Here is a 26147-nt window from a genome sequence, read left to right as displayed (position 1 = left end):
CACGATTTCGCAACACGGGCATAAAATGCAGTTCCAGAATACGGGCAGAAAAACGGGCATGATACCCGGCAGGATATCTGGCCAGACGATCGTGGCAGGTCAGCGCGATGTGCTCAGGATCTCGGCAAGCGTCGCGTAATCCTCCCGGTAGTCGAAGGATCCGAACTGCCCGCCGATCCTTACCGCCAGATAGAACAGCACACTCAACAGCAGGGCCGTCGGCACCGTCACCAGCGCCAGGGGCCAGCGCTGTGTCACCGCGTCATGCAGCATCGCGACAAAGAACTTCCAGTCGCAGCGCGCCCGGTCCCAGCGATCACCGCCCACCGCATAGCCGAAATCATGGTGCCGCCAGCTGGCATCGCAGAAAAACCAGCTTGCCGTGTCGGTAATCAGCGCCCGCAGGCGATCCGGCAGCCAATAGGGGCCAACCCCATTGCCGAACCGCAGTTTCTGGGCCTCTGTCAGGTCATCAAAAGAAGGGCGCGACATCCGCTCTCACCTGTTTATCCTTGCAGCCAATTCCGCATATTGCGCCGCACAGTAGGATCACGGATATCGGGAATTCAACCGTCCGGCGCATCATTCGCGCCGCCACCTGTGCCAGCTTCTGCGCAAACTGCGTGTTTCCTATTGGAAACGTCGGAAACGGGCGTTACCCATGGCGGCGGAGATCTTAGAATGGTTCCACGATGGACAAGTATCGCCTGCATTACGCCCCCGACAATGCCTCGCTGGTGATCCGGCTGGCGCTGGAAGAGATGGGCCTCAGCTATGACACCGCGCTGGTCGACCGCCGCGCCGGTGCGCAGAATGGCGCTGCCTATCGTGCGCTCAACCCCACCGGGCTGATCCCGGTACTGGAGACCCCCGACGGTGCAATCTTTGAAACCGCCGCCATCCTGCTGTGGCTGGGCGACACACACCCCGAGACGGCGCTGGTGCCCGCCCCCGACAGCCCGCAGCGCGCCGCCTTCCTGAAGTGGCTGTTTCATGCCTCCAACACGCTTCATGCCGATCTGCGCATGTTATTCTATCCTGAAAAATACATCGGTGCGGCGCCGGACGACCAGCGCCGGCTTCAGGCCATGCTAAAGGTCCGCATCGCGACGCATCTGCGCAATCTGGACGCCGCCTGCGCAACCGCGCCGACCTTGTTCATCGGCCCCTCCGCCAGCGATGATCGCGCCGGTCCCAGCGCACTTGCGCTCTATCTGGCCTGCATGATGCGCTGGATGGCGCTCTATCCGCGCAACAGCGACCGCAGCTGGTTCCGGCTGAGCGACACCCCGGACCTCGCCCGGCTGCTCTCCCGGCTTGAGACCCGCGCCAGCACAGTTTCTGCCGCCAGGGCCGAAGGCCTTGGCCCGACCCCGTTTACACAGCCACATCTCGCGCAGCCGCCAGAAGGATCAGCGACCTAATGTTTCTCTCCGTCTTCGACATGTTCAAAGTGGGCATTGGCCCGTCCTCCTCTCACACGATGGGGCCGATGGTGGCCGCCGCGAAGTTTCTGGACCTGATGCGCGCCTCGCCCTTCGACTTTCACGGGCTGCGCGCCTCGCTGCATGGCTCGCTTGCCTTCACTGGCGTCGGCCATGCCACCGACCGCGCCACCATCCTCGGGCTTGGCGGCTTTGTCGCTCATGACTATGACGACGCCAAGGCCGAGGCCTTTCTGGCGGAGCTGGACAAGACCCATAAAATGCACCCCGAGGGTCTGGGCGCGCTGCATTTCGACCCCAAGGCCGACATGATCTTCGATTATGATCACGCCCTGCCGGGCCACGCCAACGGCATGATCCTGATGGCCACCGATGCCCAGGGCGACGTGATCCTGAAACAGGTCTACTACTCCATTGGCGGCGGCTTTGTCCTCACCGAGGAAGAGCTGGCCGCAGGCAAGGCCACCGACGAAGGCGATCCGGTCCCCTACCCGTTCAAATCCGCAGCCGAAATGCTGGAGATGGCCAAGGCCAGCGGCAAATCCATCGCCCAGATGAAACGCGCCAACGAAATCGCGCGCGGCTGCGAAGAGAGCCTTACCAAAGGCACCGCCCGCATCTGGCAGGTGATGAACGACTGTATCAACCGCGGACTGGAGCGCGACGGCATCCTGCCCGGCGGCCTCAAGGTGCGCCGCCGCGCCAAGGGCATTCACGATGCGCTGCTGGCTGAACGTGGCATGAACATCAACGCGCCGCACACCATCAATGACTGGATGAGCGTCTATGCGATGGCGGTGAACGAGGAAAACGCCGCCGGCGGTCAGGTCGTGACCGCCCCCACCAATGGCGCCGCAGGCACCCTGCCGGCGGTGATCCGCTACTATCTCGACCACGTGCCGGGCGCGTCCGAATCCCATGTTGAGGATTTCCTGCTGACCGCCGCCGCCATTGCCGGGCTGGTCAAATACAACGCGTCCATTTCCGGCGCCGAGGCCGGCTGCCAGGCAGAGGTCGGCTCCGCCGCCGCGATGTCGGCCGCAGGTCTCTGTGCGGTGATGGGCGGCACGCCTGAGCAGGTGGAAAACGCTGCCGAGATCGCGCTGGAGCATCACCTCGGGATGACCTGCGATCCGGTCAAAGGCCTGGTCCAGGTCCCCTGCATCGAGCGCAACGGTCTGGCGGCGATCAAGGCGGTCTCCGCCGCGTCGCTGGCCCTGCGCGGCGACGGCCAGCACTTCGTGCCGCTGGACGCCTGTATCGAGACCATGCGCCAGACCGGCGCCGACATGCACGACAAATACAAGGAAACCTCCCTCGGCGGCCTCGCCGTGAACGTGCCGAACTGCTGAACCATAACCCCACAGGATCGGGCCCATAGCGGCCCGGTCCACGCAGGGGTTTCGCAGCCGGGTTCAACCCCTACTTGCATCCCCCCGCCACCACGCCTAGCGTGGCGTTATGACTCATGACCGCCCCTCACTAGGCATCCTGCTCATGCTCGGCTTCTGTATCGTCGCCCCCTTGGGTGACGCGGTGGCCAAACTGCTGGGCGCTCATATCCCCCTGGGGCAGCTGCTGTTTGTCCGCTTTGCCGCGCAGGTCCTGCTGCTGGTGCCGCTGATCTGGGCCACCGGGCGCCTGTGGCGGATGCGGGGCCGCGTGCTCTGGCTTACCTTCCTGCGCACGCTGCTGCATATCGCGGGCATCGGCGCGATGTTCACCGGCCTCAAATACCTGCCGCTTGCGGATGCGGTGGCCATCGCCTTTGTGATGCCCTTCATCATGCTGCTTCTGGGCAAATACGTGCTTGGCGAAGAGGTCGGCATGATGCGCCTCTTGGCCTGCATCGTCGGTTTTGGCGGCACGCTTCTGGTCATTCAGCCCAGCTTTGCCGCCGTTGGCCTGCATGCGCTCTGGCCCCTGATGGTTGCCGTGGTCTTTGCCCTGTTCATGCTGGTCACCCGCCAGATCGCCAAGGACACCGATCCGGTTGGCCTTCAGGCGGTCTCCGGCACCATGGCCTGTGTCATGCTGCTGCCGGTGCTGCTGCTGGGACAGGTCACGGACATCCCCGCCCTGTCGCTGGTGACGCCAAGCGCCGAACAATGGGGGCTGCTGGCCGCCATCGGCAGCCTCGGCACCGCCGCCCATCTGCTGATGACCTGGAGCCTGCGTTACGCGCCTGCCGCGACTCTCGCCTCGATGCAATATCTGGAGATTCCGGTGGCCGCGCTGTTTGGCTGGTGGATCTTTGCCGACCTGCCCAATGGCATTGCCGCCCTAGGGATTGTGATCACCGTTGCGGCCGGTCTCTTCGTGATCCTGCGCGAGCGTCAGATCCAATCCCGCAAGAGTGCCGCCGAGCGGGCTGCGCTGCTCACCCGCGACCCGCCCATCGCGCCGGAACAGCCGGCCGTCTGACCCGCCAGCCTCAGCCAGCAGCCAGCGCACCCACCACCACGCCCAGCCGCGCCCGTGGCAGGATCACCAGCAGCCCCGGCCCATCGGCCCGGATCCGAACCGGCCCCGTCGCCCGGTTGGAGGTCCCGACCCGCGCCATCGGATCCAGCTGTAAGCCCTCGATGGGCCATTCCAGCCCCTCCGACCAGCCGCTCACCCGCTGCATCGGAAACAGCGAGACCACCTCCCCCGCCACCAGCGGCAGGGCGATCTCGCCGCGCAGATGAAACACCACCTCCTGCGGCCCCAGCAGCACGCAGGGGCTGGGATGTGGCTGCATCAGTGTATTGAACCCGGCCAGCTGATGGTCAATCCGCCCGCCCAGAAACCCGACCCCCAGCACCACCGGCGCAGAGATCGCGCGCAGCGCCTTGTCGAAATCCGTCGTGGTCTGCTCGGCCACATGGTGCAGCGTGCCGGGGGCGAGCTGCGCCTGCACATCCGCCGACAGCGAATCCAGATCGCCAATGACGGCGACCGGCCGATGCCCCGCCGCCAGCACATGGCCTGCGCCGCCATCCGCCGCCACCAGCACCGGTGCCAGCGCCAGCGCCGCCTCCAGATCCCCGGGATCCACCGCGCCCGCCCCGACCAGGGTTACCGGCTCAAACCGTTCAACAATCAGCTCTTTCATGCTGGGATTACTCGCAGAAAAGGAAACAGACCACAATGTGGACACAAAATGATACGATCAATTGCACGGATTCGGGCGCAATTTGACCCCCTGGGCGGTCAACGTAGACGGCACTGACTTTGGCGAGGACACCTATCCGATGGTACAGAACAATAAGGTTTTGACAGTCTCCTACGGGACTTTTTCCTGCACATTGGAGGGGTTCGACGATTCTTTCGGCACGATGAAGGCCATTGCGGAGTATTTCCGCGATCTGGCCTCCGATGACCGCTACTTCGGGGCCGAACCGCCGCAGCCGGACGCCGAAATGCTGGCGCGCATCGCCCAGCGTGAGGTCGCCCGCCAGGTCGAGGCGCGCACCAGCGCCGAGGGCATCCACCTGCGCGCCGCCACCCTGCCGCCGCCGCCGCAACAGACCGCACCGCCGCAGAGCGCAACACCGCCCCGCCCCGCTGCCCAGCAGCCCAGCGCAGAAACCTCGCAGCATCGCGCCACCGGCGCCCTCGCCGCCCCTGCTGCCCCGGCCCCTGTCAGCGCTGCCGAACCGACAGACCCCACCGCCCGCACCGCCCCGGCCAGCGCGCCCAAAGTCCGCGCGCCGCTGTCGGAGCCCTCGGCGACGCCTGTGGCTGAGGTGAAGTTGCAGCCGGTCCAGCAGACCGTACCCACCTCTGCCGCCGCCAAAATCGCCGCAGCCCCGGCAGCCGCTGCCGCCTCGGCCCTCGCTGCCCAGGATGCCCCAGACGATAGCGGTACGGCCGCCACGGCCGATGCCGAGACCAACGCCGAAAGCATCGCCGCCAAGCTGCGCCGCATCCGCGCTGTTGTGGCCAAGACCCCGGTTGATGAGTTCACCGAAGACCAGCACGCCGAACAGGCCCGCGAAGAGGCGGTCAAGGAAATCACCAACGCGCTCTCCGCCGATCACGATGCCGTCGACGCTCCGCGCGCCGCAGATGGCCAGATCGCAGCGCAGGAGCTCGACGAAAACGACGAGGATGACGCCGCCATCGCCGCTGCGCTGAACCGGCTCGACCTCGGCAACACCCCGTCAGTTCCTGCCACACCCAGCGTGCCCAACGTCCCCGAAGGCGCCGAAGAATTCTTCGCCGACAGCAGCAGCGCCACGGATGATACCGAGGCCGACAGCCTTGAGGACGATCTCGACGAGAGGGTCGCGCCCCTGTCGGAAACTGCCCAGCCACAGCCTGCGAAGGCAGAGGTCCAGAAGGCCGAGCGCGCCCCGGAAGAAACCTCAAAGAGCCAGACCGCTGCCGAGACCCCAGCCGCGCCCGAAACCGCCGCGCCCCGCAAACGTGGCCGCGTGCTGCGGATCAAACGCCGCGATATCGAAGGCGCCATGGCCGATGGCACGCTGGAAAAACTCGACGACACCGCCGCCGCGACTGTGCCCGATACCCCTCCGGCGACACCCGCCGCCCCGGCGCCCGAGGCCGCCGAAACATCCGAGGCCCGACCAGAGACCCGGCTAGAGACCCGCACGGGTGCAGCGCCCAAAGCCGACCCAGAAGCCCACAGCAGCCTCTCACCCGATGACGAGGCCGAACTGCTGGCCGAACTCGCCGCCGTCGAGGCCGATCTGCTGGGCAGCGATGATGATGAGGCCTTCTTTGACGACGAGGATGACGAGGACGAGGACAGCGCCGCACCGGCCGCAGCTGTGCGCGCCTCGCCTCGCACTGACGCACCGCTCAACAGCGCCGCAGAGGCCGCCGCCGCCGTGGCGCCCGGCTCCCGACGGGGCGCCACCAGCACCGCCGACAGCGATATCGCCCGTCTGATGGCCGCCGCTGACGAACGCCTGGAAGACCCCGAAAACACCACCTCGCGCGAAACCTACAGCCAGCTGCGCGCGGTCATGGCTGCGGCCTCGACCGAGCGCTCCGCCGGTGGCGCGCTGGAGGCCGAGGACGACGCTCAGGTCTACCGTGACGATCTGGCCAGCGTGGTGCGCCCGCGCCGCCCCGAATCCCGCGAGACCGCCGACCAGCGGCCCGCCAAACCGGCGAGCCGCCCCGCACCGCTGCAACTGGTGCAAGAACAGCGCATCGACGACAGCGCCGCCGCCCCCGTGCGCCCGCGCCGGGTCTCCGCCGCCGTGCTGGCCGAAGAGGCCCCGCGCAACAGCGGCAGCGAAGGCGGCTTTGCGGCCTATGCTGCGAAATCCGGCGCCGTGGAACTGGCCGAACTTCTCGAAGCCGCCGCCGCCTACATGAGCTTTGTCGAAGGCCGCGATCACTTCTCGCGTCCGCAGCTGATGAACAAGGTCCGCGATGTCGATGGCACCGACTTCAACCGCGAGGACGGGCTGCGCAGCTTTGGCCAGCTCCTGCGCGAGGGCAAGATCGAACGCGCCGACAATGGCCGCTTCACCGCCTCCGGCCAGATCGGCTTCCAGCCTGGCAACCGCGCCGCAGGCTGATCCCCGACCCAGATGACACAAAAAAAGGCGGCCCCCAAAGGCCGCCTTTTTAGATTGAGACCAGCCCGGCGTGACACTGCCGACCTGTCATCTTTCCCGAAATACTCCGGGGTGAATTGACCGTCAGGTCAAGAGGGGCAGCGCCCCTCCACGGCTCTCATCCCGGCGCCTCAGCCCTGATCCTGATCCGCATCATCCGGATCCGCCTTGCCGACACCGCGAAAGACGAATTTAAACGGCAGGATCCACAGGACACCCAGCAGCACATAGACAATCAGCTCAACCAGCAGCGACGGCCGGTCCAGCCAGCTGATCACATTGACCGCCAGCACGATATAGACCGGCATGCCAATCAACAGGATCACCAGCGCCCAGCGCCGCCGCGCCTTATAGCTCAGACCACCCTCGCCCGACATCAGTCGGCAAAGGGATCGGTCACCAGAATGGTGTCGTCCCGCTCCGGGCTGGTGGACAAAAGCGCAACCGGGCAGTCGATCAGCTCTTCCACGCGCTTGACGTATTTGATGGCATTGGCAGGCAGGTCGTTCCAGCTGCGCGCCCCTTCGGTGCTCTCGCTCCAGCCCGGCATCTCTTCATAGATGGGGGTGCAGCGCGCCTGCTGGTCGGCTGCGGTCGGCAGATAGTCCAGACGCGCGCCGTCCAGCTCATAGCCGACACAGATCTTCAGCGTCTCGAACCCGTCCAATACGTCCAGTTTGGTCAGCGAAATGCCGGTGATGCCGGAGGTGGCACAGGTCTGACGCACAAGGCAGGCATCAAACCAGCCACAGCGGCGCTGACGGCCGGTGGTGGTGCCGAATTCATGACCACGGGTGCCCAGACGCTCGCCATCCGCATCCGGGGTGCCATCCGCATTCAGCAGCTCGGTCGGGAACGGGCCTTCGCCCACACGGGTGGTATAGGCCTTCACGATGCCCAGCACATAGTCGATGGAGCCCGGACCAATGCCCACACCGGTTGCCGCCTGACCGGCAATCACGTTGGAGGAGGTCACAAACGGGTAGGTCCCGAAATCAATATCCAGAAGCGCACCCTGGGCGCCTTCGAACAGGATCCGCTTGCCCGCCTTGCGCTTTTCATTCAGCACTTTCCACACCGGTGCGGCAAAGGGCAGGATATCCTTGGCGATCTCTTTCAGCTGCGCGATCAGATCGTCGCGATCCACGGCCTCGATGCCCAGACCCTTGCGCAGCGGATCATGGTGCTGCAACGCACGATCAACACGCGCGACCAGGGTCGCCTCATCCGCCAGATCCGCGACACGGATCGCACGACGGCCCACCTTGTCCTCATAGGCAGGGCCGATGCCACGACCGGTGGTGCCGATCTTGGTGCCCTTGGAGGCCGCCTCTTCGCGCGCCCGGTCCAGCTCGCCATGCAGCGGCAGGATCAGCGGCGTGTTCTCCGCAATCATCAGCGTCTCGGGAGAGATATCCACGCCCTGGGCGCGCACGGTCTCGATCTCCTTCATCAGATGCCAGGGATCCAGCACCACGCCATTGCCAATGACCGAGAGCTTGCCGCCGCGCACCACGCCCGAGGGCAGCGCGTGCAGCTTGTAGACCTTGCTGTCGATCACCAGCGTATGACCGGCGTTATGGCCGCCTTGAAAACGCGCAATGACATCAGCGCGTTCGCTGAGCCAATCGACAATCTTGCCTTTACCTTCGTCACCCCATTGGGCGCCGACTACCACGACATTGGCCATCTCAGGTCCTCATGTATGCTGGTTGAAACCGACGCTCCGTATAACGAGACCGCGCAGACAGGGGAACCGGTTTTTCGTCGCAGGCGCGGGAATCCACGGCAAAGCCCCCTGCTGCGTGGCGAAAATGGACGATCAGGCCGCCGCGCAGCGCTATTGCGCGTGGAACGCCCGTCGCAGGGCCGTTGCGTCCGCAGCGCGCGCCCTCTTCACCCCTTCGGGATCAGGATATGTCAGTCTGGACGCGGATCGATCCCCCGCGTCAGGGTCACTTAAGCCCGGCGCACCCACACGCACAGGAGACCGGCCCCGATCCCATCGGGGGCGTGTCAGGATATCCTGCCTGCGCAGGCCCCATCCGGGCCTGTCCACCTCCACCGGCGGCGCCGCCATCCCTGTTTTTGGCACAGCGCGAGACCGCAACCGAGACGAGACCGACGAACAGACCGATAGACTTGGACGGCGAAACAGAGACAGGAAGGACACGAGAGAGCGACAGAAGAGACACCCAGGCCCGAACGACCCAGACCCGGTGCGGATCTCCCCGCGCCGCGCCGCGCCATCAGCCGTGGCGGTGGCGCCCCGAACCGGTGCAGCTGCGCCCGGCCCTCCGCAGACGATATTTCCGGCCACTCGCCCGACTAATCCGCAGGCAGCTCAACCGGCATGCCATGTGGCGTCGACAGATAGGCCGCCTCCCAGCGGGCGCGCATCCCCTCGGCATCGGCAGGGGCCACCCGGCCTGTCTCTGCCAGAAACATCTCCAGCGTCTCCAGCCAGACGGCAAAGTAATCCTCGCCCCCGTTCAGATCGCGCTCCAGCCCATGGCGGCGCAGGCTGGCAGAAAACCGCGTCACCCAGTCGCCCCAGGACAACGCCCCGCTTTCATTCAGATGCACCGTCAGCGCAAAGACCTGCGCATGCCACGGCTGTTCAAAGGCCGGTTCCGGGCGCTCTGCCACCGGCGTGTCAATTGTGCTCATGCCGGCTCCAGATAGCTTTGCCACAGGTCCAGAACCACCTCGTCGCGCGGATGCTCCGGCGCGCTCCACAGCTCGGCCGCCGGGAACACCACCGCATAAAGCGGCTCCGGCGCCTCCCCCAGACCATGTGCGGCACTGTCCGGCAGAACATGCGTCCCGTGCAGGCGCAGCACGCGACCGCTGGCGCCCACTGCATAGCCGGGCAATCGGGTGTGACCGCCCGCCACCAGCCGGTTGCCACCGGGGCGGCGACAGCGCACCGCATCGCCGGGGGCAAAGACCACCGGCACATCAGAGGGCCGGTCCGCCGGTCCGCCCTTGGCGAGGGTTGCGGCCACATCCGATGCCTTCAGCGCACGGGCAGCGAGCGGATGCGGGGCCACGGCCTCTGCGCCCGTGCCGTCTTTCTGACGCCCCCCTGCCTCGGCTGTCGCCAGATCCGCGCGGCTCAGCACACCCTTTTCCACCAACAGCGTCGCCAGACCGGCCAGCCATTTCTCGTAGTAGGAAAACCGCGTGTAATCCTTCGGTGCCAGCCGCTCGCGGGCGTGGCGCGAGGTGTCGATATTCCACTGCCCCAGCGCGCCGCAGGCCAGCGTCACCGCCAGGGCACGGGCGTGCCAGTCTTCGGCAAAAACCGGCGCGCCCTCCACCTCGGGCACTACCGAACCGTCCCCGAATCGCCCGCCCATGTCATGCAGCCTGCTCATGTCGCTGCCCCCTCGGGCAGCTGCGCCAGACCGGTGCCGATCATGCTGTCGCGGCTGACCAGCGCCGCCAGCGCGTCCTCGCTCAGCCCCTCACTGCCCGCAGGCCGCATCGGCAGCACCAGATAACGGACCTCAGCGGTGGAATCCCAGACCCGCACCGCGGTGCCGTCGGGCAGGCTCACGCCGAATTCCGCCAGCACCTTGCGCGGCTCGCGTACCGCTCGGGCGCGGTAGGCGTCGGATTTGTACCAGCCCGGCGGGATCCCCAGCAAAGGCCAGGGGTAACAGCTGCATAAGGTGCAGACGACGATGTTATGCTGCTGCGCGGTGTTCTCGACCACCACCATATGTTCACCCTGACGACCATAATACCCAAGCTCCGCCAGCACCGGATCGGCATCAGCCAGCAGACGCGCCCGAAACTCAGGATCAGCCCAGGCCCGCGCCACCACGCGGGCGCCATTGGCCGGGCCGATACGGTTCTGATAGGTATCGATAATTTCATCCAGCGCCGCCGGATCAATCAGCCCCTTTCGGGTCAGCACCGTCTCCAGCGCCTTGACGCGCAGGGCGGGGTCCGGGGGCAACAGGCTATGCGGGGCGTCTGCGTGATCATGAGGCATAGGGCGAGACTGCCCGCAGCGGCGCAAAGCTGTCCAGTCACAATCCGTCATGATCCCGATCACCAGCCGTGATGCCCGCGCGCAGCCACGGCAGCCGGACCTCTCATGCGCCGTTTTCTGCGGATTTGATGCGCCCGAAACGCCGCAGGTCCGCCTTCTCCGCCCTTCGGCAAACTGAGCCCTTGCCCCTCAGAGCAATCTTCCCTATTTACCGCCCGATACTCAGCCAACCGCCGTAGGATCCTATGGAAAACGTCGTACTCATCATCCATCTTCTTCTGGCCCTGGGGCTGATTGCCGTTGTCCTCTTGCAGCGCTCCGAAGGCGGCGGCCTTGGCATGGGCGGCGGCGGTGGCGGGGCCATGTCCGGCCGTGCAGCAGCCACCGCGATGAGCAAGGTGACTTGGATCCTGGCCGTGGCCTTCATCGCCACATCCATCACGCTGACCATTCTGGCAGCACAGAAATCCGCAGGCTCTTCGGTTGCAGATCGCCTCTCGGCGCCTGCCGCAGAAGGCGCTGCCGACACACCCGACACCCCGCTGGGCAGCGACCTGCTGCCGCCGGTGCAGGGTGACAATGCACCGCTGGTTCCCAGCGCAGACTAATCCGGCCACCCGGCCAGGAGGACCCTCGGATCGGCCCGACAGCCAATTGCGCTTCGGGCAGATCCGGCAAGACCAGAGCGTCTGACGCGGGATTCGCGAGGATCCACTACACTTAGAATGAACAAAAGCAGCCGTAACAGCATCTTGCGGCTTGCTTGCGCATTTTGCGCGAATCCTTTATATGTAAAGCCCCGTGATGCTGCGGTTTCTGCAACCGCCGGGCAGCTGAATTCTGACTTCTCACGGGGGCAGCCGAACAGACATGGCGCGTTTCATTTTCATTACTGGCGGTGTTGTATCATCTCTGGGCAAAGGGCTGGCATCCGCCGCTCTTGGGGCACTTTTGCAGGCGCGCGGCTATTCCGTCCGCCTGCGCAAACTGGATCCCTATCTGAACGTCGATCCGGGCACGATGAGCCCCTTCGAACATGGCGAGGTCTTCGTCACCGATGACGGTGCCGAAACCGATCTCGACCTCGGTCACTACGAACGTTTCACCGGCGTGGCCGCCCGCAAGACCGACTCGGTCTCCTCGGGCCGGATCTATTCCAACGTGCTGGAAAAGGAACGTCGCGGCGACTACCTCGGCAAGACCATTCAGGTCATTCCGCATGTGACCAATGAAATCAAAGACTTCATCTCCATCGGTGAAGATGAGGTTGATTTCATGCTCTGCGAAATCGGCGGCACCGTCGGCGACATTGAGGGGCTGCCCTTCTTTGAAGCGATCCGCCAGTTCGCCAATGACAAGGCGCGTGGCCAGTGTATCTTCATGCACCTGACCCTCCTGCCCTATATCAAGGCCTCCGGCGAGCTGAAAACCAAGCCGACCCAGCACTCGGTGAAGGAGCTGCGCTCCATCGGTCTGGCACCGGATATCCTGGTTTGCCGCTCCGAAGGGCCGATCCCGCACAAGGAACGCGAAAAACTGGCGCTGTTCTGCAATGTGCGCGCCGACAGCGTGATTGCCGCGCAGGATCTGAAATCCATCTACGAGGCCCCGCTGGCCTATCACCGCGAAGGTCTCGATCAGGCGGTTCTGGATGCCTTTGGCATTGCGCCGGCCCCGAAACCCAATCTGACCCGCTGGGAAGATGTGGCCGATCGCATCTACAACCCCGAAGGCGAGGTCAAAATCGCCATCGTCGGCAAATACACCCAGCTGGAAGACGCCTATAAATCCATCGCCGAGGCGCTGACCCATGGCGGCATGTCCAACCGCGTGAAGGTAAAGATCGAATGGGTCGATGCCGAGCTGTTCGACAAGGAAGACGCCGCCCCCTACCTGCAAGGCTATAACGCCATTCTGGTGCCCGGCGGCTTTGGCGAGCGCGGCACCGAGGGCAAGATCAAGGCCGCGCAATATGCCCGCGAGCACAAGCTGCCCTATCTCGGCATCTGTCTGGGTATGCAGATGGCCGTCATCGAGGCTGCGCGCAATGTCGCGGGCATCGCGGAGGCAGGCTCCGAGGAATTCGACCATGAGGCAGGCAAGAAACGCTTTGAACCGGTGGTCTATCACCTGAAGGAATGGGTGCAGGGCAACCACACCGTGGCGCGCAAGGTCGATGACGACAAAGGCGGCACCATGCGTCTGGGCTCCTACAACGCCACGCTGGCCGAAGGCTCCAAAGTGGCTGAGGTCTATGGCACCACCCGGATCGAGGAACGCCACCGTCACCGCTATGAGGTGGACACCAAATACCGCGAGCAGCTGGAAGCCTGTGGCCTGAAATTCTCCGGCATGTCGCCGGATGGTCGCCTGCCGGAAATCGTCGAATGGACGGATCACCCGTGGTTCATCGGCGTACAGTTCCACCCCGAGCTGAAGTCGAAACCGTTTGAGCCGCACCCGCTGTTTGACGATTTCGTCCGCGCCGCCAAGGAAGCCTCGCGGCTGGTCTGACCGGCACAGCGCCCGGCGCATCGGGCCTGACTGAAACACACCAAAAGGCAGACCACCCCGGTCTGCCTTTTTTGCGTGCGAACGCCTGACGGATATGCCTGCCTGCGATGTTTCGCCGAACCGCCGCCCGGTCGCGTCACTGTTAGCGGAGGCGTTAGCGCAACCACTTGATACAGATAGTTGTTTCCTGCCGCAGGCGCGGTATAGACGATGCCAGACAGACAATCCCTTTTCGTGGAGACCCGACCTATGGCGCAAGAAACCTCGACCCAGACTGCTCAGCTCGATCGCATCGCAAACGGCAAGGGCTTCATTGCGGCGCTCGATCAGTCCGGCGGGTCCACCCCGAAGGCGCTGGCGCTTTATGGCGTGACCGAAGACGCCTACAGCAATGACGACGAGATGTTCGGCGAAATCCAGAAAATGCGTGCCCGCATCATCACCGCACCGGATTTCAACAGCGAAAAGATCCTCGGCGCGATCCTGTTTGAAAAAACCATGGATGCCGAAATCGACGGCATCCCGGTGCCTGCCTACCTGTGGGACAACTGCGGCGTAGTGCCTTTCCTCAAGGTCGACAAGGGCCTCGCGGATGAGGCGGACGACGCCCAGACCATGAAACCGATGCCCGATCTTGATCAGCTGCTGTCGCGCGCGGTACAGGCCGCGATTTTCGGCACCAAGATGCGCTCGGTGATCAAGGGCGCCAATGCCACCGGCATCAAGAACGTCGTCGGCCAGCAGTTCATCGTCGGCCGCCAGATTGCCGCTGCCGGTCTGCTGCCGATCATCGAACCCGAAGTGGACATCAACTCCGCCACCAAAGCCGAGGCGGAAACCCTGCTGAAGGCTGCGATTCTGGACGAGCTGAACGCCCTGCCCGCCGACACCAAAGTGGCGCTGAAACTGACCATCCCGACCGAGGCCGGTCTCTATGACGATCTCGCCGCCCATGCCAATGTGGTGCGCGTTGTTGCCCTGTCCGGCGGCTACACCACCGATGACGCCTGCGAAAAGCTGGCGAAGAACAGCACGATGATCGCCTCCTTCAGCCGCGCCCTGACCGAAGGTCTGAATGTCGCGATGAGCGACAGCGACTACAACGCAGCGCTTGGCTCCAACATCGACAAGATCTACCGCGCCTCGATCTGACGATCACGCCGCCCCTGACGGGGACAGACACCAAGGTAAAGAGCCGCGCCGGTCAGATCCCGGCGCGGCTCTCTTTCATTGCACTGACTGGCTGACGTCGGCCTCAGTCGAATTTAGGCGCGCGGTTCTGCATCTGGGCGGCGACCACTTCCATCTGCTCAGGCTTGCCGATCAGACCGACCTGAACACGGGATTCCTCCAGCAGCACCTCGGCGCGATCCGCGCTGGCCTCGGCCGTCTCGATCAGCGTTTTTGCCGCGCGGATGGCGGCGGGGCTTTGCCCGGCGATCAATGACGCCAGTTCATGGGCGCGGGCGATGGGATCCTCGGCCAGCTCGGTGACCAGCCCCCAGTCCAGCGCCTGCGGCGCCGACACTTTCTCCGCCGTATAGGTCAGCCGCCGCAGCACATCGGAGCGCAGCAGCCGCGGCAAGAGCACCATGCCGCCCATATCCGGCACGATCCCCCATTTCATCTCCATCACTGAAAACCGCGCATCGGGTGCAGCAATGCGGATATCGGCCCCCAGCGCCAGTTGCAGACCGCCGCCAAAGGCCGCGCCGTTGATCGCCGCAATCACCGGCATCGGCAGGCGACGCCAGACCATTGCCACCTGCTGCACCTGATTGGCATCGCCATGAGAGCGGCTCATCAGCCACTCTGTCGGGTCTTTCATCCCCATCTGGGCAAAGCTCATCAGATCAAGGCCGGCGCAGAACGCCTTGCCCTCGCCCGAGAGCACAACCACCCGCGCCTTGCTGTCCATCAGGCTTTCGCCAGCGGCAATGATCTCTTCGATCATCTGGCTGTCCAGCGCGTTCATCTTGTCACCGCGGGTCAATGTCACCCGTGCAATATGGTCTTCGATCTCTACCGATACCCGTGCCATCTCGGCGCCCTCCTTCTTGGAATTTCCGTTGGCGGCAGACTGCCCCGGATCCCGGCAGTGATCCAGCGTAACGCCGGGGCAAAGCGACGCGCTTGCCCGGACGCACCGGATCACGTTATCTCAGCCCATGACACAGCCACGCTACACCCCGCTTGCCCACTCCCTCCCCGCCTCTGTCCCCTTTGTCGGGCCGGAAACCCAGGAGCGCCAGCGCGGCGCGCCCTTCACGGCGCGGCTGGGCGCCAATGAAAACATCTTTGGCCCCTCGCCCAAGGCGATTGCGGCCATGCAGGCCTCGCTGGGCGAAATCTGGAAATATGGCGACGCCGAGAGCCATGACCTGCGCGAGGCGCTGGCCGCGCATCACGGTGTTGCGCCCCAGAACATCATGATCGGCGAAGGTATCGACGGGCTGCTGGGCTATCTGGTGCGGCTGCTGATTGGCGAAGGCGATGCGGTGGTGACCTCGCTTGGCGCCTATCCGACCTTCAACTACCATGTCGCGGGCTTTGGCGGCGTCTTGCATACCGTCCCTTACAAGGACGACCACGAAGACCCCGCCGCGCTCTTTGCAAAGGCCGCCGAGGCGGATGCCAAGCTGGTCTACCTCGCCAATCCCGACAATCCGATGGGCAGCTGGCACAGCGGCGCTGATCTGCTGGCGGCGATGGACGCCCTGCCAGAGGGCTGCCTGCTGCTGCTGGATGAGGCCTATATCGACTGCGCCCCCGAGGGCACTGCCCTGCCGATAGATATCGACGATCCCCGCGTGATCCGCACCCGGACGTTTTCCAAGGCCTATGGCATGGCCGGTGCGCGGGTGGGCTACGTGCTGGCAGAGGCCGGGCTGGTCAGCGCCTTCAACAAGGTGCGCAACCATTTCGGTATGAACCGCACCGCTCAGATCGGCGCATTGGCGGCCCTGCAGGATCAGGCGTGGCTGGCCGAGGTGCTGGGCCGCATTGCCACCGCACGCGACCGGATTGCGCAGATTGCGCGCGACAATGGGCTAACACCCCTGCCCTCGGCCACCAATTTCGTGGCCATCGACTGTGGCAGTGACGGTGCCTTTGCCAAATCGGTGCTGGAGGGTCTGGTGGATCAGGGCGTGTTTGTGCGGATGCCCTTTGCGGCGCCGCAAAACCGCTGCATCCGGGTCAGCTGCGGGCCGGAGGATCAGCTGGACGCCTTTGCCCGCGCGCTGCCCCTCGCGCTGGAGCGGGCGCGCAACGGCTGAGGCTGCGTCAGGGCCTGCTGCGGATCACCCGCAGCAGCTGCCTCTCTCCGATGTTTCTGCAACAGATGCCGCGCCACCCCCGGCGATCACCTGTGAGGCCGCCTCCAGCGCGCCGGATCCATGCGGGATCTCCAGCGCCTTCAGACCGGCATCAACCCCGCCCAGCAGCCCCATGATCATTTGACCGTTCACATGGCCCATATGGCCCAGCCGCAGGAACCCGTGCCACTCCGGGCTGTTCGGCGGCGCCATGCCAAGGCCGATGCCCAGCGTCAGCCCAAGGGTCTGTTCCACCCAATTGCGCAGGCGCGTGCCGCGATCGCCGCCGATGTGCAGCGATGTGACCGCGTTTGACCGCAAAGCGACCTCCTGCACATTCATCCGCAGCGGGCCACCTTCGCCCCAGCGGTCACAGGCCGCCCAGATCGCCTGCGCCAACAGGTGATGGCGCGCCCAGACGGCCTCCATCCCCTCACCGTGGATCAGATCCAGTGCGGCCCGCAGACCATAGAGGTGATGCGTGGGCGCGGTGCCGCCGAAATACTGGTAGAATTCCTCCGGGTTGGCGCGCGGCTGCCAGTCCCAATAGCGGCTGACCCGTGGCAGGCGGGCGCGGGCCTCCGCCGCCTTTGGCCCGAAGAAGACAAACCCCATGCCCGCAGGCACCATCAGCCCCTTCTGGCAGGCCGAGACCATCACATCCACGCCCCAGTCGTCCATCTCGAACCGGTCACAGCCAAGCGAGGCAATGCAGTCGACCATCAACAGCGCCGGGTGGCCGCAGGCATCCAGTGCCGCGCGCATTGCCGTCACATCATTGCGGATCGCGCTGGAGGTATCGACATGCACCGTCAGAACCGCCTTGATCCGATGGGCGGTATCGGCGGCGAGATGGCTGGAGATCTGGTCCATGTCCCAGGCCGAGCCGGTGCCGAAATACAAAAGCTCCACCTTGATGCCGAGCGCCTCCGCCATTTCCGACCAGCCAATGCCAAAACGGCCCGAGGCGGCGACCAGCACGGTGTCACCCGGCTGAAGGGTGTTCAGCAACGCCGCCTCCCAGGCGCCGTGACCGTTGGAGATATAGATCGCCACATCATGATCGGTGCGCGCCACCCGGCGCAGGTCCGGGATCAGGGTTGCCGTCATCTCCACCAGTTCACCGGCGTAGATATTCGGCGACGGGCGGTGCATCGCCTGCAACACCGCATCCGGCATGACCGAGGGGCCGGGAATGGCCAGATATCCGCGTCCCGCGGCAAGGGAAACACCCGCTGTCATGCTGCACTCCTATGTTTATCTGGGCAAACTGTGACGCGCGTCTGCGGTGGCTGCAACCCCTTGCAACGGCGCCGCACGCGCATTTGACGCAGCGGTTTTTACCGCCGCCCAGAGCTGGCCCATCGGCTGCGAAACCCGCGCCATGCTTGCACCTTTTCCCCCAGCTGCTTAAATGGCTCAGGCCTGACGTGGATGTCAGCGCCAGAAAAAACCACATCGGTTGTGATCCTTGCCCCAGACTGACCCCAAGACGACGCCCCCATCCGCAACGCCGGACACGCCGGACGCCCCTGCGGTGGATGCCGCCCCCTCGCCCAGGCGGGCGGTGGCACCCGCCACGGCAGAGGCCCCGGCCATCAAGTCAAAGCCCGAGCACATGTCCTCGCGCGAGCTGCTGGGCTGGCTGTGGCGCGGCTATCTGCGCCACTACATGGGCCTTCTGGGACTGGCGATCGTCTTCATGCTGATCGAAGGCGGCACCGTCGGCGGCCTCAGCTACATGATGCAGCCGATGTTCGATCTGGTGTTTGTGGCGGGCAATACCACGGCGCTGTTCTGGGTCAGCCTGGCGTTTCTGATCATCTTCTCCATGCGCGGGATTTCCAGCGTCTGTCAGAAGGTCATTCTCAGCAAGATTTCCCAGACCTCCGCTGCCCATATGCGCAAGGACATGCTGGCGCGGCTGATCCGGCAGGATCCGTCCTTTCATCAGGTGAACCCGCCCGGTTTCCTGATCCAGCGGGTGCAGAGCGATGTGATGGCGATCAATTCGGTCTGGCAGGCGCTGATCACCGGTGCCGGCCGCGATGTCACGCAGATGGTGGCCGTTCTGGCTGTGGCGATCAGCGTTGACTGGCGCTGGACCGCGATCATGCTGGTCGGCCTGCCGATGCTGCTGTTGCCGCTGGCCGCCGTACAGCGCTATGTGCGGCGCAAAGCCTCGCAGGCGCGCGATCTGGGGGCCTCGCTGTCGACCCGGCTCGACGAGATCTTTCACGGGATCGTGCCGATCAAGCTGAACAATCTCGAAGACTATCAGACCGATCGTTTCGGCGGCCATATGGACCAGTTTGTCCGCTCCGAAGTGCGCGCCTCTTTTGGTGTGGCCTCAACCACCGGGATGATCGACATCATGGCCGGCTTGGGCGTGATGGGCGTGGTGCTTTATGGCGGCGCCGAGATCATCGAGGGCAAGAAGACCGTGGGCGAGTTCATGAGCTTTTTCACCGCCATCGGTCTGGCCTTTGACCCGATGCGCCGGTTGGCCTCGATCAGCGGCACCTGGCAGGCCGCGGCCGCCGCCATGGAACGCATCAAGGAACTGATGGACTCGCCGATCAAACTGGTGTCGCCGGAGACGCCGGTGCCCGCCCCCAATGGCCTGCCCGAGGTGGCGCTGAGCGATGTCACCCTGCGCTATGGCGACTCGGATGTGTTGCGCGAACTGTCGCTGGTGGCAGAGGCCGGCAAGACCACCGCGCTGGTTGGCGCCTCCGGGGCCGGGAAATCCACTATCTTCAACCTGCTCACCCGGCTGGTGGACCCGCAGGAGGGATCAGTGACCGTGGGCGGCGTCGCCGTGCGGGACATGGATCTGGATGATCTGCGCGGGCTGTTCTCGGTGGTGACCCAAGAGGCGCTGCTGTTTGACGAGACCCTGCGCGAAAACATCCTGCTGGGGCGCACTGATGTGAGTGATGAGCGGCTACAGGAAGTTCTGGAAGCCTCGCATGTGGCCGATTTCCTGCCGAAACTGGCCAATGGGCTGGACACGCTGGTGGGTCCGCGTGGCTCGGCCCTGTCCGGTGGCCAGCGTCAGCGGGTGGTGATTGCCCGCGCGCTGCTGCGTGACACGCCGATCCTGCTGCTGGATGAGGCGACCTCGGCGCTGGATGCGCAATCTGAAAAGGTGGTGCAGCAGGCGCTGGAGAAACTCTCGGGCGGGCGCACCACGCTGGTGATCGCACACCGGCTGTCGACCATCCGCAATGCCGACAAGATCGTGGTGATGGAACGTGGCCGTGTGATGGATCAGGGCACCCACGAGGAACTGCTGGAGCGTGGAGGCATCTATGCCGATCTCTACCGGTTGCAGTTTCAGGACGGCAAAACGCTGGTAGACCGCGCAGGCGTCGCCGCGCAGGCGCCCAGACAGTTCAGCGAAGGCGGCGACCAGCCGCGCTGGTTCCAGAAACTGGCCCGGCGCATGTTCGGCTAGGCCTTGCCCACTTCGCGACCTACATTGCCTTCGTGATCTTTCAGGAGCCTGACCCATGACCAACCGCCGCATCCTGCGTCTTTCCGGCGCTGACACCCGCGACTTCCTTCAGGGGCTGATCACCAATGATGTCGCCAAGGTGGATCAGGGGCTGGTCTATGCCGCCCTGCTGACCCCGCAGGGCAAATATCTGGCGGATTTCTTTGTCGCCGCTGATGGCGATGACCTGCTGGTGGACGTGGACGAAAGCCTCGCCGCGGGGCTGGCGAAACGGCTGACAATGTACCGGCTGCGCGCCAAGGTCACCATCGAGGAAACCGATCTGGCCGTGCGCCGGGGCACCGGGCCGGCGCCTGAGGGCGCGCTGGCGGATCCGCGCCACCCGGATCTGGGCTGGCGCGCCTATGGCACCGAAAGCGGCGAGGACGGCAGCAACTGGGACGCCATCCGGGTCGCCCATTGCATCCCCGAAACCGGCATCGAGCTGGGGCCGGAGAGCTACATTCTGGAAGCCGGGTTTGAGCGGCTGAACGGCGTCGATTTCCGCAAGGGCTGCTATGTCGGCCAGGAGGTCACCGCCCGGATGAAACACAAGACCACCCTGCGCAAGGGTCTTTCCACCGTCGCCATCGAGGGCAGCGCGCCCATCGGCACCGAGATCCGCCGCGCCGACAAAGCCGTCGGGACGCTGTTCACCCAGTCGGGCGAACACGCGATTGCCTATCTGCGATTCGACCGTGCGGGCGACGATATGTGTGCGCAGGACGCACGGGTTCACTGGCAGGTTAAGACCTGAGGCGATTCCGTGGCCGCCACCCGAGATCGTGACGCGACGTCACATCGGGAGCGCGGCCTCGGGCGGCTATGTCTCAGACATCATTTCACGAGGATAATTTCATGCGATTGCTCCCCTGCCTTGCCCTGACGCTGCTGCCCCTGCCCGCGTTTTCCAGTGATTACTGGGAATATCAGGACTGGTCCGTCGCCGCCGATATGCGCGTCACCGAAGAGCACGACTGGCGCGATTGCACCGCCTGGACCGGCGGCGACGGGCTGCCGCTGCTGCGCCTCACGGTGACCGAAGGCGATGTCGGCCCACCCGAAACCTACCCCCAGCTTGAGCTGTTTGAGAGCGCCGCGCGCCATTATCCGACGCAGGTTCAGAACGGTCAGGCCATCGGCTTTATCATCGACCAGAAGGCGGTGTTCTACGGTATCGCCGATGCCGAGATCAACGAGGAAGGCATTGCCGAAGCGCGCGCCATGGTCCGCTGGATGGATGCGCTGAACACCATTCTCTGGATGCAGGACGGCGATCGGATGGAGGTGCGGACCGTGGTGCCCTATGGCGCGGGCGAGATGGTTCTGGATGCCTCTCTGGCCGGGTTCACCGCTGCCTATGGCAAGATGATGGACGAATGCGGCCACAGCCTGGAACTGCGCAAGATTGAAATCGACTACAACTGATCGGCTCTGCCACCTGTTGTGACACCATGAAAAACCCCCGCAGGACAGCCTGCGGGGGTTATTCATTTGCTGGAACTGTTGGCGCTAACCGTTTAGGCGCGCTCAGAATATTCCATGGTCTCGGTATTGACGACGATCATCTCATCCTGACCGACAAAGGGCGGCACCATGACCTTGACGCCATTGTCCAGGATCGCAGGCTTGAAGGAGTTGGCAGCGGTCTGACCTTTGACCACCGGCTCGGTCTCGACAATCTTGCAGGTGACTTTCTGCGGCAGCGTTGCGTTCAGCGCCTCGGATTCATGGAATTCCACAACGATGGTCATGCCGTCCTGAAGGAACGGGCGGCGATCGCCCAGCAGGTCGGCGGGCAGCTCGATCTGCTCATAGGTTTCGGCATCCATGAACACCAGCATGCCGTCGCTCTCATAGAGGAACTGCTGGTCCTTCTGTTCCAGACGGACCTTTTCGACCTTGTCGGCGGAGCGGAACCGCTCGTTCAGTTTGGAGCCGTTGCGCAGGTTGCGCATCTCGACCTGGGCAAAGGCGCCGCCCTTGCCGGGCTTCACGTGATCGACTTTGACAGCGGCCCACAGACCGCCGTTGTGTTCGAGAACATTGCCGGGGCGGATCTCGTTACCGTTGATTTTGGGCATGACAAAAATCCCTCTCGGGTGGTTGATGAACTGTTAACCGCCCCTATATCTGGCAGGGAGTCGGCTGGCAAGACAACGATATGTCGTGTGAGGGACCGGGGAGCCATGCAAATTGCGCATAAAAGATATGCGTATGAAGGCTATCCGAATCGTCACAATTCCGCCATAAGGAGCGCTACGCCGAAATTGCAATAGCAAGAACAAAAAGGAAGCACGATGCGAGATTTCGTTGACGGCACCGCATATAACAACGAGCAAGGCAACCGGGCACGCAAGCTGTTTGCGGCGGTGGTATTGGCTGCGCTGGACGATGCGATTGCTGATGACAAGAAATACGGTAACGGCCCCGAGCAGATCGCTCGGTGGGCACGGTCGCGCGACGGGCGCGAAGTGCTGAGCTGTGCAGGCATCGACCCGAACGAACGTGTGGTCGGCGGCCTGATGGAATTTGTGGGCCGGGGTGTCCGTACCTCTGTTGCACTGTCGCGCGAAGAGAGCGAACGCCGCAACGCGGCACAGGCCGAAGCGGCCTGATCAGACCTGCCAGTCTGACGGACAGTTAACCGTCAAAGAAAAGCGCGTCCTGGGGGGCGCGTTTTTTCTTTTGGCGATGGCGGTTTCATGGCGAAATCGGCCGCTCGGCGGGCTTTTCATGGCCCGAAAAATCCGCCATGGCTGACAGGTGACAGATCACACCAGCAACAGCGGGAAAGAGGCGGCCATGACAGCACGGGCCATCATGATCCAAGGCACCGGCAGCAATGTCGGCAAATCAATGATTGTCGCGGGGCTGGCGCGTGCCTTTGTGCGCCGGGGCCTGTCAGTGGCGCCATTCAAACCGCAGAACATGTCCAACAATGCCGCGGTCACCCCCGAGGGCGGTGAGATCGGCCGCGCGCAGGCGTTGCAGGCACGGGCCGCGATGCGCCCGCCTCATACCGATATGAACCCCGTGCTGCTGAAACCGGAGACGGAAACCGGCGCGCAGGTGATCGTACAGGGCAAGCGGCGCGGCACCCAGGCGGCAGGCTCCTTCATGCGCGACAAGACCGGCCTGCTGGAGGCCGCCTTGGAGAGCTTTCGCAGGTTGGCGGCGGATGTCGATCTGGTCCTGATCGAGGGCGCCGGATCCCCGGCGGAGACCAACCTGCGCCGGGGTGATATCGCCAATATGGGATTTGCCTGCGCGGCGGATGTGCCGGTGGTGCTGGTGGGCGACATTCACCGGGGTGGTGTGATTGCACAGATCGTCGGCACCCATACGGTGCTGGAGCCGCAGGATCTGGCGCGGATCAAGGGCTTTGCCGTCAACCGGTTCCGCGGCGACCGCAGCCTGTTTGATGCCGGTCGCGATGATATCGCCGCACGCACCGGCTGGCCGTCGCTGGGGGTGATCCCCTGGTTCTGGGAGGCCTGGAAACTGCCGGCCGAGGACATGATGGACATCGCCTCGCACCGGGGGGGCGCCTGCAAGATCGTGGTGCCGCAGCTGGAGCGGATGGCGAATTTCGACGACCTCGACCCGCTGGCGGCAGAACCCAATGTCACGGTTGAGATCGTGCCCGCCGGGCGCGCCCTGCCCGGCGACGCGGATCTGGTTCTGATCCCCGGCAGCAAATCCACCATTGGCGATCTCACCTATCTGCGGGCGCAGGGCTGGGACATTGATATCCTGGCGCATTACCGGCGCGGCGGCCATGTGATGGGGCTCTGCGGCGGCTACCAGATGCTGGGGCAGACAATTGATGATCCTGATGGTGTCGATGGCCGACCGGGCAAGGTGGCCGGGCTGGGCCTGTTGGATGTGCATACCGTGATGGCGGGCGAAAAGCGGGTGACGCTGACCGAAGCGGTGACCCGCGACGGCAATCTGCCGGTTAGCGGTTACGAGATCCACATGGGCCGCACCGATGGCGCGGATTGCGCCCGCGCCTGGCTCAGCATTGAGGGCCGTCTGGAAGGGGCCGTATCGCCGGATGGGCGCGTGCGCGGCTCTTATCTGCATGGTCTGTTCAGCTCGGATGCGTTCCGGGCGTCGGTCCTATCTGGTCTGGGGCATGAGAGCGTTGCAGGCTATGACGACGGGGTCGAGGCCACGCTGGATGCGCTGGCGGCCCATCTGGAGGACTGCATGGATCTGGACGCGCTGCTGGCGCTGGCCGAACCGGTTCGGGGCGCATAGGCGCGATGAGCGCGATGAGCGCAGCTATGGTGCCGCCAGAGACGCGCGCCATTGGATCGGTTGGGATCTGATCAGAGCAGGTTCTGGGCCGACAGGGCGCGGTGGATCTCGCGGCGCACCAGTTTGCGGACGTTGCGGGTGATCCGCTCACCCAGGGCGCCCTGCAACTCCTCGCGGACGATTTCAGAGACCAACTCGCGCAGGGCCTGTTCATCCAGAATGCCCTCGTCGGCGCTGAACCCCGCCAGCGCCTCCAGCGCGGTGTCGGTGACAGCGGTTTCGGCCAGATCGCGGTGACCGTCGGGGGGACTGTCAGGGGCCTGCGCCGCAACTGCGCCCTCCGCGACCTCCTCCGTGATCTCTTCCGGGTCTTCGCTGACGGGCGTCTCCTGCGCCTCGCGGTGCGAGCTATCAGCCTCTATCCCCGTCTCCGGTTCTGCGATCTGATTCTCCTCCGGGGTCTCGGCCTGCGGTGCCGAAGCGGCCAGCTGAACCTCCTCAGCGGCCTCCGCGTCACTGTCCTGATCCTCCCAGGCGAGGGTCTCCAGATCGCTGCCGGCATAGGGCGTATCGCGGGAGCCATCCGGCTCCCAGAGCACGGGGCGGGCTGAGTTTGCAGCCTCCATCTCGGCCAATTTCTGCACCACGGCGCCCACCTTCGGGTTCAGCTGGGCATGAGGTTTCACCACAACCGCTGGCGCCTCTGTCTCGGGCCGGCGTTCGGGTGCGTGTTCGGGCCCGTGCTCAGGTGCGTGGCCGGTGGTGGCGGCCGCCTGATAGAGCGTGGCAGAGGGGTCGGTCCAGGGCGCGTCGGCGCTGCGCGCAGCAGCAGCCGGTTGCGGCGCGGGCTTGGCCGCATCAGCGGCAGCCTTGGCGGCATCAGCGGCGGTTGCGGCGGCGATACCGTTGAAAAACGCCAGATCCTCATGGCCGGGATCATTGTCATGCAGCGCCAGCCCCTGCGCGATACGGTCCTGCGGCTCATCCCAGAACTCAATCGCATCAACGGCCATCAGCGCCTCGAAACGCGCCTTGCCGGATGTCGCGGCATCAGAGGCCTGCTGCGAAACCGGTGCGGTGTCCGCGTCCTTGGCATCCTGGGTGATCGGCCTGTCAGCCACGAATGTATCGGCAGTCGGCGTATCGGCGATGGGCGCAAGCTTGTTCTCGGGGACGCGCAGGGCCGGTGTCAGAACCAGCCGTGTTACCGGCTGACTGCTGTTGGCGGTGTCCGTTTTCGGCTGCACGCCCGTGTTGCGGTGGATCCGCTGCGGCTGGGCGATCTGGGCGGCCAATGCCACCTCGCCCCCCTTGCCAAGCCGGGGATCAGCCGTGCGACTGTCCTCGCTCACCAGACGGCGGATCGATGACAGGACGTCTTCAATTTCAGCTTGGGTAACCGGTTCGGACATTTTTGCTTATCACTCTCGCCTCTTGAGGCTGAGTGTAGCGATCTGTCCCGGTTCAGACAACCGTGTGAATTAAGCGGTTTTTAAGGAGGCCCGCCGCTGCGGACCCCCGGTC

At 64.6% G+C, this 26147-nt stretch carries 24 protein-coding genes; 13 read left to right on the top strand and 11 right to left on the bottom strand.

Annotation, left to right across the window (positions count from 1 at the left end):
• Positions 1-99: 99 nt before the first annotated feature.
• Positions 100-492 carry a hypothetical protein gene (locus VXL81_RS14790; protein ID WP_416539089.1) on the bottom strand — a complete coding sequence of 131 codons (393 nt, stop codon included), beginning with the start codon at positions 490-492 and terminating at the stop codon, positions 100-102.
• A 200-nt stretch (positions 493-692) separates the two neighbouring features.
• Between VXL81_RS14790 and VXL81_RS14785 the strand changes: the two genes are divergently transcribed.
• From VXL81_RS14785 to VXL81_RS14775, 3 genes are all read left to right on the top strand, one after another.
• The gene (locus tag VXL81_RS14785; RefSeq protein WP_416541989.1) at positions 693-1424 is read left to right on the top strand and encodes a glutathione S-transferase family protein; all 732 of its coding nucleotides are present in this window, start codon (positions 693-695) and stop codon (positions 1422-1424) included.
• Complete coding sequence (locus VXL81_RS14780; RefSeq protein WP_416535053.1) at positions 1424-2797, top strand: L-serine ammonia-lyase; 1374 nt, start codon at positions 1424-1426, stop codon at positions 2795-2797. The genes VXL81_RS14785 and VXL81_RS14780 overlap by 1 nt, the downstream gene beginning before the upstream one ends.
• Before the next feature lie 109 nt (positions 2798-2906).
• On the top strand, positions 2907-3869 hold the full coding sequence (locus VXL81_RS14775; RefSeq protein ID WP_340546135.1) for a DMT family transporter: 963 nt from the start codon (positions 2907-2909) through the stop codon (positions 3867-3869).
• A 10-nt stretch (positions 3870-3879) separates the two neighbouring features.
• On the opposite strand, the gene VXL81_RS14770 is transcribed toward VXL81_RS14775, so the two are convergent.
• A complete protein-coding gene (locus VXL81_RS14770; RefSeq protein ID WP_416541987.1) occupies positions 3880-4542 on the bottom strand; it encodes a thiamine diphosphokinase in 663 nt (220 codons plus the stop codon).
• Between the two features lie 139 nt (positions 4543-4681).
• Here VXL81_RS14770 and VXL81_RS14765 point away from each other — a divergent pair, with 139 nt between their 5' ends.
• A complete protein-coding gene (locus tag VXL81_RS14765; protein ID WP_416554878.1) occupies positions 4682-6985 on the top strand; it encodes a chemotaxis protein CheA in 2304 nt (767 codons plus the stop codon).
• A 170-nt stretch (positions 6986-7155) separates the two neighbouring features.
• Here the strand turns inward: VXL81_RS14765 and VXL81_RS14760 are convergent, their stop codons facing one another.
• From VXL81_RS14760 to nthA, 5 genes are all read right to left on the bottom strand, one after another.
• Positions 7156-7401 carry a DUF2842 domain-containing protein gene (locus VXL81_RS14760; protein WP_340546138.1) on the bottom strand — a complete coding sequence of 82 codons (246 nt, stop codon included), beginning with the start codon at positions 7399-7401 and terminating at the stop codon, positions 7156-7158.
• The gene (locus VXL81_RS14755; RefSeq protein WP_340546139.1) at positions 7401-8714 is read right to left on the bottom strand and encodes an adenylosuccinate synthase; all 1314 of its coding nucleotides are present in this window, start codon (positions 8712-8714) and stop codon (positions 7401-7403) included. The genes VXL81_RS14760 and VXL81_RS14755 overlap by 1 nt, the downstream gene beginning before the upstream one ends.
• Before the next feature lie 638 nt (positions 8715-9352).
• Positions 9353-9694: a nitrile hydratase accessory protein gene (locus VXL81_RS14750; protein ID WP_416535049.1), complete on the bottom strand. Its 342-nt coding sequence runs from the start codon at positions 9692-9694 to the stop codon at positions 9353-9355.
• Positions 9691-10404 (bottom strand): nitrile hydratase subunit beta, encoded by a 714-nt coding sequence (gene nthB, locus VXL81_RS14745; protein ID WP_416554876.1) that lies wholly within the window; start codon positions 10402-10404, stop codon positions 9691-9693. Before nthB ends, VXL81_RS14750 begins: the two co-directional genes overlap by 4 nt.
• Positions 10401-11027, bottom strand: coding sequence for a nitrile hydratase subunit alpha (nthA, locus tag VXL81_RS14740; RefSeq protein ID WP_416554874.1), 627 nt, complete (start codon positions 11025-11027; stop codon positions 10401-10403). Before nthA ends, nthB begins: the two co-directional genes overlap by 4 nt.
• Before the next feature lie 245 nt (positions 11028-11272).
• On the opposite strand from nthA, the gene secG reads away from it, so the two are divergent.
• From secG to VXL81_RS14725, 3 genes are all read left to right on the top strand, one after another.
• Complete coding sequence (secG, locus tag VXL81_RS14735; RefSeq protein ID WP_340546143.1) at positions 11273-11635, top strand: preprotein translocase subunit SecG; 363 nt, start codon at positions 11273-11275, stop codon at positions 11633-11635.
• Positions 11636-11897: 262 nt separating this feature from the next.
• Positions 11898-13541 (top strand): CTP synthase, encoded by a 1644-nt coding sequence (locus tag VXL81_RS14730; protein ID WP_340546144.1) that lies wholly within the window; start codon positions 11898-11900, stop codon positions 13539-13541.
• Between the two features lie 249 nt (positions 13542-13790).
• Positions 13791-14693 (top strand): fructose bisphosphate aldolase, encoded by a 903-nt coding sequence (locus VXL81_RS14725; RefSeq protein WP_416554872.1) that lies wholly within the window; start codon positions 13791-13793, stop codon positions 14691-14693.
• Between the two features lie 103 nt (positions 14694-14796).
• Here VXL81_RS14725 and VXL81_RS14720 read toward each other — a convergent pair whose 3' ends face one another.
• On the bottom strand, positions 14797-15582 hold the full coding sequence (locus VXL81_RS14720) for a crotonase/enoyl-CoA hydratase family protein (protein ID WP_416554870.1): 786 nt from the start codon (positions 15580-15582) through the stop codon (positions 14797-14799).
• Between the two features lie 127 nt (positions 15583-15709).
• On the opposite strand from VXL81_RS14720, the gene VXL81_RS14715 reads away from it, so the two are divergent.
• Positions 15710-16819: a pyridoxal phosphate-dependent aminotransferase gene (locus tag VXL81_RS14715; RefSeq protein WP_416554868.1), complete on the top strand. Its 1110-nt coding sequence runs from the start codon at positions 15710-15712 to the stop codon at positions 16817-16819.
• Positions 16820-16843: 24 nt separating this feature from the next.
• On the opposite strand, the gene VXL81_RS14710 is transcribed toward VXL81_RS14715, so the two are convergent.
• Entirely contained in the window at positions 16844-18100 is a 1257-nt protein-coding gene (locus VXL81_RS14710; RefSeq protein ID WP_416554866.1) for a pyridoxal-phosphate-dependent aminotransferase family protein, read from the bottom strand.
• Between the two features lie 376 nt (positions 18101-18476).
• Here VXL81_RS14710 and VXL81_RS14705 point away from each other — a divergent pair, with 376 nt between their 5' ends.
• The 3 genes from VXL81_RS14705 (at position 18477) to VXL81_RS14695 (ending at position 21785) form a co-directional block, all read left to right on the top strand.
• Complete coding sequence (locus VXL81_RS14705; protein ID WP_416555044.1) at positions 18477-20318, top strand: ABC transporter ATP-binding protein; 1842 nt, start codon at positions 18477-18479, stop codon at positions 20316-20318.
• A 55-nt stretch (positions 20319-20373) separates the two neighbouring features.
• The gene (locus tag VXL81_RS14700) at positions 20374-21114 is read left to right on the top strand and encodes a folate-binding protein (protein WP_340546149.1); all 741 of its coding nucleotides are present in this window, start codon (positions 20374-20376) and stop codon (positions 21112-21114) included.
• A 101-nt stretch (positions 21115-21215) separates the two neighbouring features.
• Positions 21216-21785: a hypothetical protein gene (locus VXL81_RS14695; protein WP_340546150.1), complete on the top strand. Its 570-nt coding sequence runs from the start codon at positions 21216-21218 to the stop codon at positions 21783-21785.
• Positions 21786-21877: 92 nt separating this feature from the next.
• Here the strand turns inward: VXL81_RS14695 and efp are convergent, their stop codons facing one another.
• The gene (gene efp, locus VXL81_RS14690) at positions 21878-22441 is read right to left on the bottom strand and encodes an elongation factor P (RefSeq protein ID WP_340546151.1); all 564 of its coding nucleotides are present in this window, start codon (positions 22439-22441) and stop codon (positions 21878-21880) included.
• A 216-nt stretch (positions 22442-22657) separates the two neighbouring features.
• Between efp and VXL81_RS14685 the strand changes: the two genes are divergently transcribed.
• Complete coding sequence (locus VXL81_RS14685; RefSeq protein ID WP_008207990.1) at positions 22658-22975, top strand: DUF6280 family protein; 318 nt, start codon at positions 22658-22660, stop codon at positions 22973-22975.
• Between the two features lie 187 nt (positions 22976-23162).
• A complete protein-coding gene (locus VXL81_RS14680; RefSeq protein WP_340546152.1) occupies positions 23163-24623 on the top strand; it encodes a cobyric acid synthase in 1461 nt (486 codons plus the stop codon).
• 71 nt (positions 24624-24694) lie between these two features.
• On the opposite strand, the gene VXL81_RS14675 is transcribed toward VXL81_RS14680, so the two are convergent.
• The gene (locus VXL81_RS14675) at positions 24695-26035 is read right to left on the bottom strand and encodes a hypothetical protein (RefSeq protein WP_416554864.1); all 1341 of its coding nucleotides are present in this window, start codon (positions 26033-26035) and stop codon (positions 24695-24697) included.
• Between the last annotated feature and the right edge of the window lie 112 nt (positions 26036-26147).

This window comes from Phaeobacter sp. JH204B, from assembly GCF_048055755.1.
GTDB classification, from domain to species: Bacteria; Pseudomonadota; Alphaproteobacteria; order Rhodobacterales; family Rhodobacteraceae; genus Phaeobacter; species Phaeobacter bryozoorum.
The sequence above is the reverse complement of the archived record's forward strand: the minus strand, read 5'-3'. Positions and strand labels throughout refer to the sequence as shown.